Genomic DNA, 15102 nt, shown 5'->3' on the forward strand with positions numbered 1-15102 from the left:
AGACGGTCAACGAACCACGTTGCACCAAGGCTTGGTTGTACTGTTTCCAGTTGCTGATCTTGTGCTTGGACTTGCCCATCTGGAGCTCCCGGTGGTGAACCTAAGAGATCAGATCACCAAACTGCGGGATAGTTCCCTGATTTGAGCAACAACGCCGGTGCCAGTCAGCAGGCTATGTTCGACTCGCCGATGGGGGTTCCTTCTTGGGTCATGGTAATCCTCAAAGCCTGAAGGAGGGTGGAGTATGTCTTGGGAATTGTTCCAAGTGATCGGTCTGTTACTCGTTGCGGTGGTCCTGTTTGCGACCGGCCGAGTGCGCATGGATGTCACTGCTTTGCTATTGGTGGTGTTTTTTGTACTCAGCGGCTTGTTGACCTTACCGGAGGCCCTTGTGGGCTTTAGTGATCCGAACGTCATTTTGATCGCCGCACTGTTTGTTGTCGGTGAGGGGCTCGTGCGGACTGGTGTTGCCTATTCGGTTGGCGACTGGTTGCTCCGAGCCGCCAATCAGAGTGAAACCCGGATGACCACCTTGCTGATGCTGGCGGTTGCCGGACTCGGATCTGTGATGAGTTCGACAGGCGTCGTTGCCATCTTCATCCCGGTCGCCCTGAGCATCGCGCATCGTATGCATATTCCGCCTGGTCGCATCATGATGCCGTTGAGTTTTGCCGGCCTCATCAGTGGCATGATGACCTTGGTGGCTACGCCGCCGAATTTGATTGTTAGCAGTGAACTAGAACGACATGGCTTACCCGGGCTCGATTTTTTTTCTGTGACCCCTATAGGGTTACTCATCCTGGGGGTGAGTATTGTCTATATGCGATTGGTGGCGCCTCGGTTTCTCAGCGCGAAGCAGGATAAACGCTACGATCGTCAAGGCCGACGCAAGATCCAGGATCTAATCCGTCAATATGAGTTAGCGGGGCGCGCACGCCGTCTGCAAATCAAACCTGATTCGCCGCTGATTGGTAAGACGTTGAATGAATTGCAGCTTCGAGCTCGCTATGGCGCCAATGTCATTGGTGTGGAGCGTATCCATAACTTTCACCGAGTGTTCGTCGGGGTATCGACCTTGAGCGAGTTCAAGGCCGGCGATGTGTTGCTGATCGATATGGCGGCCCCAGCAGAGGCGGTGCGCCATCTGTGTCAGATCGAAGGTTTGCAACCTCTGGTGTTGCGGGGGGAATACTTTTCCCAGCATGCGCGCACTATCGGCATGGCGGAGGTTTCGTTGATCCCCGATTCGCGGCTGATTGGCAAGAGTGTGCGCGAGGTGGAGTTTCGCACCCACTATGGTTTGAACATCGTCGGGGTTAGGCGTCAGGGGGCACCAATGTCGGGCTGCTTGACCGATGAACTTTTGCAGCTCTCCGATACCTTATTAGTCATCGGTGATTGGAAACAGATCCGTCAGTTGCAGCACTACAAACAAGACTTTTTGCTGTTCGATCTGCCTGCCGAGGTCGATGAGATGGCGCCGGCCCATAGCCAGGCGCCCTATGCCCTTTTCTGCGTCGGCTTGATGGTGGTGATGATGATCGCCGGTTGGATGCCGCATGTCATTGCCGCATTGATCACCTGCCTGTTGCTGGGTCTGTTCCGCTGTATCGATATGCCGAGTGCCTATAGCAGCATTCAGTGGCCAACCCTGCTGTTGATCGTCGGGGTTATGCCGTTTGCCACTGCCTTGCAGAAGAGCGGGGGGCTTTCTCTGCTCGTTGATGCCATGGCCTCCGGTCTTGAGGGGTTTGCCCCCCACGTCATGCTGCTGGTGCTGTTTGTGGTCTGTGCTGTCATTGGATTGTTTATCTCTAATACGGCAACTGCCCTGCTGATGGCGCCGATTGCGGTGGCGCTGGCACAGCAGATGGCGGTTTCTCCCTATCCTCTGGTCGTGACTGTGGCCATCGCTGCTTCGGCAGCCTTCATGACGCCGGTCTCCTCTCCGGTCAACACCCTAGTGTTGCATCCTGGTGGCTACCAGTTCAGCGATTTCGTGCGTCTCGGGGTGCCCTTTACCCTGCTAGTCTTGGTGCTAACCGTAGCCGTGGTACCGTTGCTGTTTCCGTTCTGATCCCTAAAGCGCTCGTAATGCATTTTCTGATGGGGCAGATACTGTAGCGGCATGTTGCGTATCGCTGCTGGGCCACAAAACCAGCACTGACCTTTTTCACCCTCGAAGAGTTGACTTGCATCCTACAGGCCATGCCGATCACGCTCCAAAATTGCCAGCGAAATGGTGTAGATTGTGGTCAGTAGCGTCAACCGCTGGTGGTGCAGCAGGTCGCTATGGAGCTCGACACATTAGATGAATCGGGTCACTGGCCATTGTTTTACTCGCGGGCCCAGAGCCAGGCGCTATCGGCTAGACCAAAAGGCCTCATCCAAGGATGAGGCCTTTTGTTTGTTGCCGTGCGGGAAATAGCGGGGCTAGAAGCGGGCCGTGATGCCGATATTGGCCTGGATCTGGGTCAGCATCTCGCCCTGGACTTTGAGGTTGCACAGGGTCGGATTGCAGATAAAGACGCTGTCATCGTTGATAAAAGTGCCATAGCCACGCACTTCGGCACGCAGGGCTATGCTGTCGCTCAGCCGGGGTTGCACGCCCAAGGCCAGAGCAAGTGACGGTCGGGTGGTGCTGTCATAGGCGGCGAGGCGGGTAAAACCGATGCCGGCACCGACGTAGGGGCGAACCCCGTCGGCCAGCGTCAGAGCACCGGCGAAGTGCAGATAATCAATGCTCAGGCGATCAGATTGCTCGGGGGATAAATCGGTACTCTCATGGCTGTAGATCAGCTCCATCATTCCGGGATCCGGGGTTTCTTTACTGATAAACAGTCCCCAGTTCTGATTTTCCTTAGCGGAGAGGTTGGTTGTCTCGTCACTGCTATCAAAATCCAGGCTGGAGCTGTAGCCAATGAAGGGTGTTACCTGCCATTTCGGGCTGTTATCGACGGGCGCCGAGCCCTCACCCCAAGCTAGCGAGACGGGAAGTAGTGCCAGTGGCAGCCAGAGCGCGAGTTTGTTGAGTTTCATCCTGTTCATCCCTTCGTTGGTCATCCTGGTTACAGGCTAATCGTTCGTTGCCGTTATGTCATCGGAGCCGGGACTAAAATGTGTCCCTTCTCTCTTTCTTATCCATCGCTATTTGGGGCCATATTTCTGGCGTTCGAGCTCCCGATTCATCTCCTGCAGGCAAAACTGCGCACGATGCTGGGGTGGCTCATCATGGCTGCGGAGAATATTCAGCGACAGTGGGGCGTATTATGGGGCTGCTCGAATTTTGAACTAAGCTCTGCCTGTGTCTCCTGAAATGTCGTGACATGGCTACGGACAACATCAGAAGACAGCTCGGGGCTTGAAATGATCCATGTTTGTCCAAGGAGTAAACCATGAAACGATTTCTGACGATGATCGCGGTGACTGTGTTCTGCGTGATGGGCTTGGTGGCCTGTAGTTCGCAGTATGTCATTGGTACCAAAGATGGCCGCATGTTAACAACGGATAGCAAGCCGAAGCTGGATGAAACAACCGGCATGTATATCTATGACGACGAGGAAGGACGCGAAACCATGATTAAAAAAGATGATGTGGTGCAGATCCTGGAACGTTGAGTCGGTTTGCTGCCCTGCAATGCCCATCGCCGGTTGATGGGATGGTTGCCAAAGGCCCCGTGTTGCTGTGGGGCCTTGTTGTTGCTGGGGGAAAACAGTTAGAAGCTGACCGCCAGACCCACGGAATAACCGGCCGTGTTCTCGCCAAACATATAGCGCCCCACCAGACGGGTGCGAGAAATGATGATGTCGTACTGGCTACTGTCGACTTCGAAACCGGCACCGAGCGAGTTGAGGGCATCAAATCCCAGCATGCCGCGCTGATCACCGAAATACTCGGTGCGCGCCCCTTCCAGCACATAGCGCAGGGGCTTGGATAACAGCATCAGACCAGTCGGCGCCCGACGGCGTAGATACAGACTGAGATTCTCGGCATCGGCCTGACCTTGCACCACCTCGCTGGTATCGCCAAAGCTCTGCAGATGGATATAGGAGTAGCGGATCTCGGCATCGATATCGTGCTGCGGCGAAAACAGCTCGTAATCCAGCATCAAGGAGCCGCCTAGACCAAAGGCATTGAGGCGACCGTGCTCCAGAAACTCGGTTTCCTTGGCGGCTTTATGGTCCAGCACCCAGTCGGCAATCCGCAGATCACTGGCGACCGTGCCCAGCGACAGATTGGCAATTGGCCGAATGACCCAGCGCTCACTCAGCTCGAAATCCCAACCCACACCGCCTGAGACGGAGACCGTATTCCACTTGGCAGGGAAGGTTTTGCTCTCTTCACCGTTGCTGATAACAAACTGTGGATCGTAGCGACTGAGGCCGAGGTTACCTTCCAGATAGATAGGTACCTCGTCATCCAGGGTGGCTCCGCCGCCTAACTGGGTCATCAGCAGTTCACTCGTGCCACTGCTGCCGTCACTACTATTGTCATTGATGCTCAGGTTGCTGGCGGTGACATCGGGGGTGACGGTAAAGGTCATTAACGACAGGGCGGCATTGACCTGCTGCTGCAATAGCGAATCTCCGGCGAGTGCTCCCTGGGCCATGCACGCCATCGCCAGCCCGAGAAGCCACCGTCGATCATGCTGTCTGGCTTGTTCCATGCCGAGCTCCCTTCTGCAATTGATCCTACCTGTTCAGTGTATCGTGCAGAGCCGGTGGCAAGTCCACCTCTTCGCGCCATAAAACGCAAATTTGAGTCCTTAAGCAGTCATGCTCGGGTAACCAGGTGATTGCATGGGTTAAGCGCGCTGGGCTAGCGAAACTCAAACTGCTCGTAATGCAGTTGTTGTCGAGGCAGGTACTGCAGCAGCATCTCCCGCATTCCTTCCGGACCACAGAACCAGCAGGGTCCCGGATCCTTAGCAAACAGTTGACTGGCATCCAGCAGACCATCCCGATCTCGTTCCAGAATGGTCAGGGAAATGGCGCATGCGGCAGTCAACTGGGTTAATCGCTGCTGGTAGAGCAGATCGCTGTGGCGCTCGACACAATAGATGAGTCGGGTACCGGGTCTTTGTTCTCCACGCCGGGCGAGATCTTCCAGCCAGGCGACGAAGGGCGTGATGCCGATGCCACCCGCAATCCAGTAGTGAGTCTGCGAGCTGACCGCAGGCAGGGTGAAACCGCCAAATGGTCCTTCGACCCGGGCACTGTCACCCGGATGCAAGCGGTCGACCAGTGTTCGGGTGTAGTCGCCCAGCGCCTTGATGGCAAAGGTGGCGATGCCGGTTTGGACGTCAAGATGCACCAGGGTGAAGGGGTGAGCGCCCTCGTCCGGATGCAGGGTTAGCAAGGCAAACTGCCCGGCACGATAGCGTTGACAAAAGGCGGCCGGAAGCCGGATCGCCAACTGCAGCACCTGGGGTGTCAGAGGCTGGATCGTCAGCACTTCCCCGATGACTTGTTGTGCTCGCCCGATGCGGCCACTCAGGCTCCACAGCGCGGCCCCCGCAGCCACCAGACAGAGTAGCTGTGTCAGAATACCGAACGATGTCCAGCGTAGCGCCGGTGTCAGTAGATAGAGACTATGGAAACAGGCCAGCAGCGTCAGCACGGCACCGGCTTTGTGGATCACACGAAAGCGCCCATAGGGCAGGGCACGGATCAGGCTGACAATCAGCAGCAGGATCAGGCCATAAAACGCCAGTTCACCGGCTTCCCGAGCCAGACCTCGCCAGGCATCGGCCATATGGGCTCGTGGGGCTCCTGGCTCCAGCCAACCGAGCTGGATCAGCCAGCGTGGCGACTTGCTCAGAACCCAGTGCATCAGCACCAGAACACCGCTGCTGATGCCACTCCACTTGTGCAGCTGGTAGAGCTTATCCAGCCCGCCCAGCCGCTGTTCCAGCCAGCGAGGACGACTGGCCATCAGCAGTAGCGCGCTCATCAGTCCGATGGCCAGCAGGCCGCTGAGCTGGATGCCTTGGCCGCGCCAGAAGAAAAAGCCTTGGCTCAGGGCATCGGCAGGCAGACTCAACCCCCAACACAGCAGGCTGAGGGTTAGTAGTCCAATCAGGTAACGCATAGGATATCTCGAGGTGGCTTGCAGATACCCTGAGCCTAGTCGCCGGGTGTGTCAGAAGTCTGCCGAAAGGGTGACCAAGTGTGTCTGGCGCCGTAGATTTTCAAGCGTTGCTCGGATTGCTGGTGGATGTGTTACTCGAATACGCGGATCAAGCGGGCTGGATTACCGGCATAGGTGCCGGGGATCTCGATATCCCGGGTAACGACCGCACCGGCGCCAATCACGGCTCCGGAGCAGATGTTCACCGGCAGTATGGTGGCGTGAGAGCCAATGGTGACCCGATCGGCAATCCGGGTGCGTCCCCAGGCGTCCGGATCCGGATTGGGTGCGCCAGTGCGGAACAGGTCATTGGCAAACATCACGCCATGACCAATGAAACAATCCTCGCCGATGGTGACATATTCACAGATAAAGGTGTGGGACTGGATCCGGCTGCGTTTGCCGATAGAGACGTGACGCTGGATTTCCACAAAGGGTCCGATGAAGGCTTCATCATCGATATAGCTGCCATACAGATTCACCGGCCGGACGATTTTTACACCTTGCCCAAACTGCATCTCGCGGATCCCGCTATCCAGATAAGTCGGCTCTGCCATCTATGCTCCTGTCTTGTTAGGTCCCAAGTTTGAGTCTCGGGAGCATACCATAGGCGGATCCTGGTTCTTGCGGCCGCGATCCAGTACCAGGATCCGGTTACCCGTGTTCGGGGTCGGGCAACCTCGATTGCAGTTATGCGTCGGACGGCGGCGGGCTGTCGCTGCGGGCGTTGAGGATCCGTGGCAGGTTCACCTCGATCCAGTCGGCGAGCCCGGCAACCTGGGCGGCCACTTCGGTGCCGAGCGGGGTGAGACTGTATTCCACATGGGGCGGCACCACCGGGTAGGCGATGCGCAGCACAAAGCCATCCGCTTCCAGCCACTGCAGGGTCTGAGCCAGCATCTTCTCACTGACGCCGCCAATCAGGCGCCGCAAGTCGCTGAATCTGTGGGTACCGCCGCGCAGGGCCACCAACACCAGCACACCCCAGCGACTGGTGACATGCTTGAGCACCTCGCGGGAGGGGCATTTTTCCGAAAACAGCACGCCGCGCTGCATCAATTCGGTCAGCGACTGCGCGGGAGGAGAGACGATATCGGGATGATCATTCATTTCATACTTACCTTTTTGTGCGTACTTACAAAAAGTTTGTTAGGCGATTATTGTAGGGTCTCTGCGTTCATAACCCCAAGGAAAATGATCATGATCGTCGTGACAGGTGCTTCTGGCCAACTGGGCCGTCTGGTGATCGACTCCCTGCTGGCGCGTATGCCCGCCGGGCAAATTGTTGCTGCTGTGCGGAACCCGGAGCGTCTGGCGGATCTGGCCCAATTGGGCGTCCAGGTACGCCAGGCCGACTACAACCAACCGGATTCTCTGCTCCGTGCCTTTGCGGGGGCCGACAAGGTACTGCTGATCTCCAGCAGTGAAGTGGGTCAGCGCGTGGCGCAACACGCCGCCGTAATTGCCGCCGCCCAGCAGGCCAAGGTGAAACTGCTGGCTTATACCAGCTTGCTGCATGCCGATCGCTCCCCGCTCGGTCTGGCGACAGAACATCAACAGACCGAAGCCTTGCTGCGGGATTCCGGATTGCCGGTCGTGCTGCTGCGCAATGGCTGGTACACCGAAAATTATCTGGCCAGCATCCCCAGTGCTCTGGAGCATGGCGTGCTGCTGGGCAGTGCCGGTGAAGGCCGCATCGCTTCGGCGGCGCGGGCCGATTATGCTGAGGCTGCAGCCATCGTTCTGACCCGGGAGCAACAGGCGGGGCTGGTGTACGAATTGGCCGGTGATAGTGCCTATACCCTGGCGGAGCTGGCGGCGGAGCTCTCCCGTCATGCCGGCCGGACTATTGCGTATCAGGATCTGCCACAGGCTGAGTTCCAGAGCATTCTGCTGGGTGCCGGTTTGCCCGAAGGCCTGGCCGCCCTGCTCGCCGATTCCGATGTTGGCGCCAGTCAGGGCGCACTGTTTGATGACAGCCATCAGCTGAGTGAATTACTGGGCCGCCCTACCATGTCGCTGGCGGCTCTGGTCGCGGCCGTATTCTGATTACGGTCATCCAGAGCTGGGCCTCGCCTTATGGCGAGGCCTTTTTATTGCCGGAATCGAACTGAACCGCGATGGTGACAGGACGCTCTGTGCAGGCGCCGACAATTCATCATTCAGAACACACGGAGTGCATGACAGAACTGCAGGTATCTGGAAATATGGAGAAAAGTGACCGAGCGCCCGTGGCCGCAGACTGACTGTTCGGTGTAGCACAGGATGTCGCAGCAGGGTAAAGGAAGGCTCTGTCGCAATGATTTTGGCATCGACAAAAGCTGGCATCCGTGTGGAATTCGGGCGATCGCAGACACGTCGTGAAGACATCCCTGTCGACTCGATGGTGGCATCCCTGCCACCCATGCTATTCGCCCAAACGCCACCGCACTTGATTCACAACCAATAACCGGGACGGAACCCAAAGGAATAGCATGCTTTCTCGTTGCATCAAGATGGTGGGTTGCGCTGTGACCTTGGGTCTCCTGTTCGCCTCGACTCGTCCCTTTGCGGCGGAAGGGGTCATCGTCAGCGGCCATGAGGAATATGCGCCTTTTATGTGGCGGCAGGGGGATGAAATCGTCGGCGTCGGTATCGATGTGGTGAACATCATCTTCCACGATTTGGGGATTAACGTGAACTCCCGCTATGTTGGTCCCTGGAAGCGGATCTTGCGCAAGATCGAACTCGGTGAGGTGGATATTGTGTGCGGCGGTTATATTACCGATGACCGCCTGGAATATATGGATTTTTCCGAGGAGCCACTGAGTGCGGTTCCGACGGCGGTGTTTGTCTGGCATACCCGGGCCTTTCCTTTCGAGACTCGGGATGATTTGAAGGGCATCCGCTTTGGTGAGGTGCTGGGCGAAAGCCAGGGCCAGGAGTTCGATGCCTGGCGGAAAAAATATGCCAGCGTCGAAGAGGTACCGACCAGCATCCTGAATATCAAGAAGCTGGAGGCTAACCGTATTGATGCTTTTGTCACCGGCTTATATAGCGGACTATTACATATCAAAAAAGAGGGATACGCCGGGCGGATTATTCCACTCAAGCACCCGGTCAATACCGAATACCTGCATATCGGGATCTCGAAGAAATCGAAATATATCCAGTATCTGCCCCAGATTAATCGCAAATTACGCGAGCTGCGCCGTAACGGCACCATAGAGCGGCTGATCCAATACCATCTGGAAGACTATTCGGCGACCTAACTCGGCATCAGAACACCGCAATAAGCGAGCATTGCGTTCGCGTCGCTCGGCGCGGGAAGCCGAAGGCTGGATCATCCGCCCTCAGCATCCCCTGTACTCGGTATCCCGGATCCCAGGAGCCCGCCCTCGCACCTTTGGTTATGATGGCTGACGGCTGTGGAACAGCGGCTGATCCGATTGTGCCTGTTCGGCCCAGAAGTGGATGTTGAAACGGGCATCTGCGGAGAGTTCGACCCGGTGCCAGTACTGGGGCGGGCTGGTGGCAAACTCTCCGGCGCGGATCACCAGGGCCAGCTCCGGCTCTTCAGCTTGTTCGTTGGCAAAACCATAGTAAGTGACACTCCCCTCCATCACGCAGAGCTGGCCGAAGACCCCGGCCGCCGTATTGTGATGGCTGAGCAGGGCTGGTGGCACGTTATCGCGGGTAAAGAAAGGGGTAGAGCGGCGGACGACCCAGTGGGCCGGGATCAGGTGCATGGACATGGTTATTCTCCTCAAATGGCCGGTTCAGCCGGCCGTTGTCAACCTAACAACTTAACGGGGCAGTTGGCGCAGCAGCGGGAAGGCGGCACTCATCTGATCGCCCCCGACCACAAAGCCGCACAGCTCGCCGTTTTCTCCCCGCGCCTCGGCCACCAATCCCTGTTGATTCCAGTGACACTGCCAGGTCAGATCCTCGCCCCGGGTGCGGCCTGCCAGTTGCAGCGGGTAGAGGGGCGTCTTCACCTTCACCAACATGGGCGGCAGGGTCAGAGCCGTGGGCGCGCCGAGCAGTGTCTTGGCCAGGGCATTGGCGCCCAGCAGGATAGGTTGCAAAAAGGGCAGCAACTGTCCCTGCCACTCGGCGCAATCGCCCAAGGCATAGATGTGTGGATCCGAGCTGCGCAACCCCGCATCCACCTGGATACCGCGCCCGACGCTTAGCCCGGCCGCTTGAGCCAACTGGGTATTGGGCTTGAGGCCGATGGCGGAAATCACCAGATCCTGCTCGCTCACTTGGCCGTCACTCAGGGTCACCCGGCAGCCCGTGCCTGGTTGCTGCGGGTCGAGGGCGGCTATGTCACGGATCCCCAAGCCCAGTTGCAGCTTCACGCCCTGAGCTTGCAGCGCCTGGTGCAGGGGGTGGCTTAACATGGCCGGTAGCAGAGCGCTGAGCGGGCTGCTGGCCAGATCCACCAGGGTCACCTGACGTCCACTACTTGCCATGTCCATCGCCAACTCGCAGCCGATAAGGCCTGCTCCCAACACCAGAATGCGCTGGGCGTGCTGCAGCCGTTCTTCGACGGCTGCGTACTCCTGCTGGCTGTTGAGGGTCACCAGTTGTTCCGCGCCCGGAATGGGTGGGCGCAGTGCACTGGCGCCGGTCGCCAGCACCAGCTGGCCATAGGCGAATTCACCTTGTGCGGTCAGCACGGTGCGGCGGGCGGGATCTATGCCCAGCACAGGGCAGTGCGGTACTAGTGTGATGCGTTGCTGCTCGGCAAATTCGCTGCCGCTTTGGCGCGTCATGGCGGCGGCGCTGCAGCCCCGGCTCACCACATGGCTCAAGTCCGGCTTGTTGTACTCATCCCCGCTGTCGGCGGTGATGAGGCGAATGGGCTGATGGGCATCCAGCTTGCGCAGGCTCTTGATGAGTTGCTGGGCGGCGAAGCCACTGCCGATCACCAGGATCTCCCGGTTCACACCGCTAGCTGAGAGTTCCAAATTGCTCATACACAGGCCTCCACGGCGCAGGGTTCGAATACCTCCTTGCCGATGCCGCAGCCGGGGCAGAGGAAGCTCTCCGGTACCTGGGCCCAGGGCGTGCCCGCGGCCACCAGCTGATCCGGCTCGCCGAGTGCCGGATCGTAGATCCACTGGCAGACGGTGCAGAGCATGCTCTGATCCTCATCCAGCGCCGGGCCTGTCGCTGCGACGGAGGGCTGCGTAGCGGCGGCCACAGCCGGCGTAAGCTCGGTGGCCTCGTGGGCGGATAGGGCAGATACGGGACTAGGCGCGTCCAGCGGATGCAGGGCCCACTGTCGGGCGAGCTGACGGCCATGGGCGCGGCACTCGGCCAGCGCCGAGCCATCCGGACGCCACTTAGCCTTGAGGGAGAGGCTGATATCAAAGCCGGCATCCATCAGCCGGGTCTGGATGCGGTCCACAGCGCCACCGGTCCAGCCGTAGCTACCGAACGCCGCAGCGCGCTTGTTGCGAAACCTCAGGCCGGTGATCTCCTCGAGCATACCCGCCACCTTGGGCATCATGACGTTATTCATGGTCGAGGAGCCCACCAGTATCCCCTTGGAGCGGAACACCTGGGTCAGGATCTCGTTCTTGTCATGACGGGCGACGTTGAAAATCTTCACCGCCACGCCAGGGTCCACCTCGTGGATCCCTTGGGCGATGGCATCGGCCATCATGCGGGTGTTGTTGGACATGGAGTCGTAGAACAGGGTGATGCGATCCTCCTGATACTGTTCGGCCCACTCCAGGTATTTGAGAATGATCTGGGTCGGGTTGTCGCGCCAGACGATGCCGTGGGAGGTGGCGACCATACTGACCGGCAGGTTAAAGCCCAACACCTCGTTGATCTTGGCGGTCACCAGCGGGCTGAACGGGGTGAGGATATTGGCGTAGTAGCGCAGGCACTGCTCCATTAACTCGGTTTGATCCACCTCGTCGTTGAACAGTCGCTCGTCGCAGTAGTGTTGGCCGAAGGTGTCGTTGGAGAACAGCACCGCATCCTCGGTCATGTAGGTCATCATGCTGTCGGGCCAGTGCAGCATGGGCGTCTCGATAAACACCAACTGCTTGCCATTGCCGATATCCAGGCTGTCGCCGGTCTTGACCGGGTGGAAGTTCCACTCCGGATGGTGATGGTGGCCGGTGATGGAGTCGATGGCGTTGTGGGTGCAGTAGATGGGGGTGCCCGGGATGCGGGCCATCAGCTCGGTCAGGGCACCGGCGTGATCCTCTTCGGCGTGGTTGATCACCACATAATCGATGCTGGCCAGATCGATCTCGGCTGCCAGGTTCTGCACGAATTCGCGGCTGAACTTGTGATCCACGGTATCGATCAGCACGTTCTTGCCTTCGCGGATGAGATAGCTGTTGTAGCTGGTGCCCTTCAGGGTCTTGTACTCGGTACCATGAAAGTCGCGGACTTCCCAATCCCGTTGCCCGACCCAGTGAATGTTGTTTTTGACATGAATGGCCATGAATAGGTTCCTCAGAATGCAATAGCGAATAGGTGACTGAACCAACTAGTGCAGTTGTTGTGCCAATTTATAACTTATTGTTTTTTAATGGATTCACCATTCAATCATTGTCGTTATGACAATCGACGGTTATAGTCAAAATCACAAAGGCACTGTCATTTGGACAATCATCATGATTTCGACCGAGAGCCTGGCGCGCATCGCCCTCGACCTGCAACTGGGTATCTCCCATCAGGACCGGTTCCACCGTCTGATCCAGAGCGTGCGCCGCCTGTTGTGCTCCGACGCCTCGGCCCTGCTGCGTTATGAGGGCGGGCAGTTCATCCCACTGGCCATCGATGGTCTGATGCAGGATGTGCTCGGCCGCCGCTTCCGGCTGGCGGATCATCCGCGCATGGAGGCGATCGCCCGGGCGGGGGATGTGGTGCGCTTCCCCGCCGATAGCCATTTGCCGGATCCCTATGACGGCCTGATCCCGGACCACAGCGACTTCAAGGTCCATGCCTGCGTCGGGCTGCCGCTGTTTTCGGATCAGACACTGATTGGCGCCCTGACCATAGACGGTATGAACCCCACCCAGTTCGACGGAATCAGCGATGAGGAGTTGCGGCTGGTGGGGGCGCTGGCGGCCGCCGCCCTCAGCAATGCCCTGCTGCTGGAGCGACTCGCCCGCCAGAGCAGCGAGCCACTGGCCCCCTCGACCCAGGCCGGGCCCGGGCAGCCGGAGATGATCGGCCACTCACCGGCCATGGCCCAGCTGCGTCACGAAATCGCCGTAGTCGCCAGCTCGGAACTCAACGTGCTGATCCTGGGCGAGACCGGGGTGGGCAAGGAGCTGATCGCCAAGGCGGTGCACCAGGGCTCGCCACGGGCGGCAGCGCCGCTGGTCTATCTCAACTGCGCGGCTCTGCCGGAGTCGGTGGCCGAGAGCGAGCTGTTCGGCCATGTGAAGGGCGCCTTCACCGGTGCCATTCACAACCGGGCGGGCAAGTTCGAGCTGGCCGACAAGGGCACCCTGTTTCTCGACGAGATCGGCGAGTTGTCGCTGCCGTTGCAAGCCAAGCTGCTGCGGGTGTTGCAGTACGGTGATCTGCAGAGAATCGGCGATGACACCCCGCTCAAGGTGAATGTACGCATCCTGGCGGCCACCAACCGGGATCTGAAACAGGCGGTGGTGGAGGGACAATTTCGCGCCGATCTCTACCACCGGCTGAGCGTGTTTCCGATCCACGCCCCGGCGCTGCGCGAGCGGCCGGAGGATATCCCCCTGCTGGCGGGCTATTTTTGCGAACGCTGCCGGGTCAGCCTGGGTCTGGAGCGCCTCGGCATCCAGCCCCAGGCACTGCAGCTGCTGGGGCGCTACGACTGGCCGGGCAATGTCCGCGAGCTGGAGCATGCCATTCACCGGGCGGCTGTGCTGGCCCGTGCCGAGCAAGGTAGCCTGACGCCGACGCTGGGCTGTCACCACTTCAATCTGGCAACATCCGCACCCGCAGCCGCCGTCACTCGCCCCGGCGCCGAGGAGGCTCCTGCCCCCATGGCGGCCGGTCTGGGATTGCGGGCCGCCACCGATGCGTTCCAGATCCGGCTGATCGAGCAGACGCTGGCCGCCGAGAAGGGTAATTGGGCGGCTACCGCCCGGGCTCTGCAGATGGACAGCGGCAACCTGCACCGGCTGGTCAGACGGCTCGGTCTTAAAGAGTAAACCTGCGCACCAGGGTGTTGGGGGGTATGGCCTTGCCGGTACCTTATGGGACTGTATATATGCCGACCGGGGCTTGCAGCGCCAGGCGATGAGGAGGCTTGGCAGCGTCGGGCCACGCGTCCGGTGGTAGTGGATGACTCTCTAACTGATTGCTCCCCTGGGCGGCGACTAGAATATGACTGCCCCGTAGCCGCAGATCCCGGGGGGTATGACCACAGGTCAGCCGCCGGGCCAGGGTGAGCCGCCCGCTTTTCGCATCGATGTGAAAGACCACCAGACTATTTTCACCCCGCACCGAGACCAGCAAATAACGCCCATCCGGGCTGATTTGGCAGGCGGCGGCGCTGATTTCGTTGGCTACCGCACCGAGTTCGCCGGCTGCCGCACTGAGTTTGTCGGCTGCCGCACTAGGGATGCCATGGCCGGAATTATCAGCCAGCACAGAGATACTTTGTCGGCAAATATATCCCGCGGCGCTATATTCCAGCACCTCGAGATGATTGCTGAGCTCGTACAGCAAATAAGCAAAGCGGCCATCGGCACTGCTGGGCATTAACCGCGGACCCGAGCCTGCGGCACAGCTTAGGGATAAGTGGGGTTGAATAGTCAGCAGGCCTTCGGTAAAGCGATAGAGTAATACCTGATCCGTACCCAGGTCAGTGGCATAGGCTATTTCCTGGTGCGGAATAGTGGCAATAAAATGGGAATGACAAGCCTGTTGTCGTCGATCGCTAAATAACCGTTCCGAAATGTAGATCACTTATCCGGGAAAGAAGGGAACTCGGCGTCGTTTGTGCGATCTGATTAATCGCCA

The 15102-nt window shown here is 58.8% G+C and carries 14 protein-coding genes; 5 read left to right on the forward strand and 9 right to left on the reverse strand.

The window, feature by feature from the left end; genetic code table 11:
- Positions 1-244: 244 nt before the first annotated feature.
- Positions 245-2077 carry an SLC13 family permease gene (locus ACYVG7_RS12830; RefSeq protein WP_460883489.1) on the forward strand — a complete coding sequence of 611 codons (1833 nt, stop codon included), beginning with the start codon at positions 245-247 and terminating at the stop codon, positions 2075-2077.
- A 356-nt stretch (positions 2078-2433) separates the two neighbouring features.
- On the opposite strand, the gene ACYVG7_RS12835 is transcribed toward ACYVG7_RS12830, so the two are convergent.
- The gene (locus ACYVG7_RS12835) at positions 2434-3039 is read right to left on the reverse strand and encodes an outer membrane beta-barrel protein (RefSeq protein ID WP_460883490.1); all 606 of its coding nucleotides are present in this window, start codon (positions 3037-3039) and stop codon (positions 2434-2436) included.
- A gap of 356 nt (positions 3040-3395) precedes the next feature.
- On the opposite strand from ACYVG7_RS12835, the gene ACYVG7_RS12840 reads away from it, so the two are divergent.
- Positions 3396-3617, forward strand: a complete 222-nt coding sequence (locus tag ACYVG7_RS12840; RefSeq protein ID WP_460883491.1) for a YgdI/YgdR family lipoprotein — start codon at positions 3396-3398, stop codon at positions 3615-3617.
- A 98-nt stretch (positions 3618-3715) separates the two neighbouring features.
- On the opposite strand, the gene ACYVG7_RS12845 is transcribed toward ACYVG7_RS12840, so the two are convergent.
- From ACYVG7_RS12845 to ACYVG7_RS12860, 4 genes are all read right to left on the reverse strand, one after another.
- Positions 3716-4666: an autotransporter domain-containing protein gene (locus ACYVG7_RS12845; RefSeq protein WP_460883492.1), complete on the reverse strand. Its 951-nt coding sequence runs from the start codon at positions 4664-4666 to the stop codon at positions 3716-3718.
- Between the two features lie 152 nt (positions 4667-4818).
- Positions 4819-6090: a ferredoxin reductase family protein gene (locus tag ACYVG7_RS12850; RefSeq protein ID WP_460883493.1), complete on the reverse strand. Its 1272-nt coding sequence runs from the start codon at positions 6088-6090 to the stop codon at positions 4819-4821.
- Positions 6091-6221: 131 nt separating this feature from the next.
- Complete coding sequence (locus tag ACYVG7_RS12855) at positions 6222-6686, reverse strand: acyltransferase (RefSeq protein WP_460883494.1); 465 nt, start codon at positions 6684-6686, stop codon at positions 6222-6224.
- Between the two features lie 133 nt (positions 6687-6819).
- Positions 6820-7239: a winged helix-turn-helix transcriptional regulator gene (locus ACYVG7_RS12860; RefSeq protein WP_460883495.1), complete on the reverse strand. Its 420-nt coding sequence runs from the start codon at positions 7237-7239 to the stop codon at positions 6820-6822.
- A gap of 90 nt (positions 7240-7329) precedes the next feature.
- Here ACYVG7_RS12860 and ACYVG7_RS12865 point away from each other — a divergent pair, with 90 nt between their 5' ends.
- Both ACYVG7_RS12865 and ACYVG7_RS12870 read left to right on the forward strand, forming a co-directional pair.
- The gene (locus tag ACYVG7_RS12865; RefSeq protein WP_460883496.1) at positions 7330-8178 is read left to right on the forward strand and encodes an SDR family oxidoreductase; all 849 of its coding nucleotides are present in this window, start codon (positions 7330-7332) and stop codon (positions 8176-8178) included.
- A gap of 425 nt (positions 8179-8603) precedes the next feature.
- Complete coding sequence (locus ACYVG7_RS12870) at positions 8604-9380, forward strand: substrate-binding periplasmic protein (RefSeq protein ID WP_460883497.1); 777 nt, start codon at positions 8604-8606, stop codon at positions 9378-9380.
- Between the two features lie 138 nt (positions 9381-9518).
- Here ACYVG7_RS12870 and ACYVG7_RS12875 read toward each other — a convergent pair whose 3' ends face one another.
- Genes ACYVG7_RS12875 through norV form a run of 3 tightly spaced genes read right to left on the reverse strand, consistent with a single transcriptional unit; the run spans position 9519 to position 12583 of the window.
- The gene (locus ACYVG7_RS12875; protein WP_460883498.1) at positions 9519-9863 is read right to left on the reverse strand and encodes a DUF1971 domain-containing protein; all 345 of its coding nucleotides are present in this window, start codon (positions 9861-9863) and stop codon (positions 9519-9521) included.
- Between the two features lie 51 nt (positions 9864-9914).
- Positions 9915-11093 carry an NADH:flavorubredoxin reductase NorW gene (norW, locus tag ACYVG7_RS12880; protein ID WP_460883499.1) on the reverse strand — a complete coding sequence of 393 codons (1179 nt, stop codon included), beginning with the start codon at positions 11091-11093 and terminating at the stop codon, positions 9915-9917.
- Positions 11090-12583, reverse strand: coding sequence for an anaerobic nitric oxide reductase flavorubredoxin (gene norV / locus ACYVG7_RS12885; protein ID WP_460883500.1), 1494 nt, complete (start codon positions 12581-12583; stop codon positions 11090-11092). Before norV ends, norW begins: the two co-directional genes overlap by 4 nt.
- 172 nt (positions 12584-12755) lie before the next feature.
- On the opposite strand from norV, the gene norR reads away from it, so the two are divergent.
- A complete protein-coding gene (gene norR / locus ACYVG7_RS12890; RefSeq protein ID WP_460883501.1) occupies positions 12756-14288 on the forward strand; it encodes a nitric oxide reductase transcriptional regulator NorR in 1533 nt (510 codons plus the stop codon).
- Positions 14289-14331: 43 nt separating this feature from the next.
- Here the strand turns inward: norR and ACYVG7_RS12895 are convergent, their stop codons facing one another.
- The gene (locus tag ACYVG7_RS12895; RefSeq protein WP_460883502.1) at positions 14332-15048 is read right to left on the reverse strand and encodes a lactonase family protein; all 717 of its coding nucleotides are present in this window, start codon (positions 15046-15048) and stop codon (positions 14332-14334) included.
- Between the last annotated feature and the right edge of the window lie 54 nt (positions 15049-15102).

The sequence above is a fragment of the Pseudaeromonas pectinilytica genome (genome assembly GCF_054780855.1).

Coding starts and splice junctions, on each gene's coding strand:
- ACYVG7_RS12845 (WP_460883492.1), bottom strand. CDS start 4,666: ATGGAACAAGCCAGACAGCATGATCGACGGTGGCTTCTCGGGCTGGCG.
- norR (WP_460883501.1), top strand. CDS start 12,756: ATGATTTCGACCGAGAGCCTGGCGCGCATCGCCCTCGACCTGCAACTG.
- norV (WP_460883500.1), bottom strand. CDS start 12,583: ATGGCCATTCATGTCAAAAACAACATTCACTGGGTCGGGCAACGGGAT.
- ACYVG7_RS12830 (WP_460883489.1), top strand. CDS start 245: ATGTCTTGGGAATTGTTCCAAGTGATCGGTCTGTTACTCGTTGCGGTG.
- ACYVG7_RS12850 (WP_460883493.1), bottom strand. CDS start 6,090: ATGCGTTACCTGATTGGACTACTAACCCTCAGCCTGCTGTGTTGGGGG.
- ACYVG7_RS12860 (WP_460883495.1), bottom strand. CDS start 7,239: ATGAATGATCATCCCGATATCGTCTCTCCTCCCGCGCAGTCGCTGACC.
- ACYVG7_RS12865 (WP_460883496.1), top strand. CDS start 7,330: ATGATCGTCGTGACAGGTGCTTCTGGCCAACTGGGCCGTCTGGTGATC.
- ACYVG7_RS12840 (WP_460883491.1), top strand. CDS start 3,396: ATGAAACGATTTCTGACGATGATCGCGGTGACTGTGTTCTGCGTGATG.
- ACYVG7_RS12870 (WP_460883497.1), top strand. CDS start 8,604: ATGCTTTCTCGTTGCATCAAGATGGTGGGTTGCGCTGTGACCTTGGGT.
- ACYVG7_RS12875 (WP_460883498.1), bottom strand. CDS start 9,863: ATGTCCATGCACCTGATCCCGGCCCACTGGGTCGTCCGCCGCTCTACC.
- norW (WP_460883499.1), bottom strand. CDS start 11,093: ATGAGCAATTTGGAACTCTCAGCTAGCGGTGTGAACCGGGAGATCCTG.
- ACYVG7_RS12835 (WP_460883490.1), bottom strand. CDS start 3,039: ATGAAACTCAACAAACTCGCGCTCTGGCTGCCACTGGCACTACTTCCC.
- ACYVG7_RS12855 (WP_460883494.1), bottom strand. CDS start 6,686: ATGGCAGAGCCGACTTATCTGGATAGCGGGATCCGCGAGATGCAGTTT.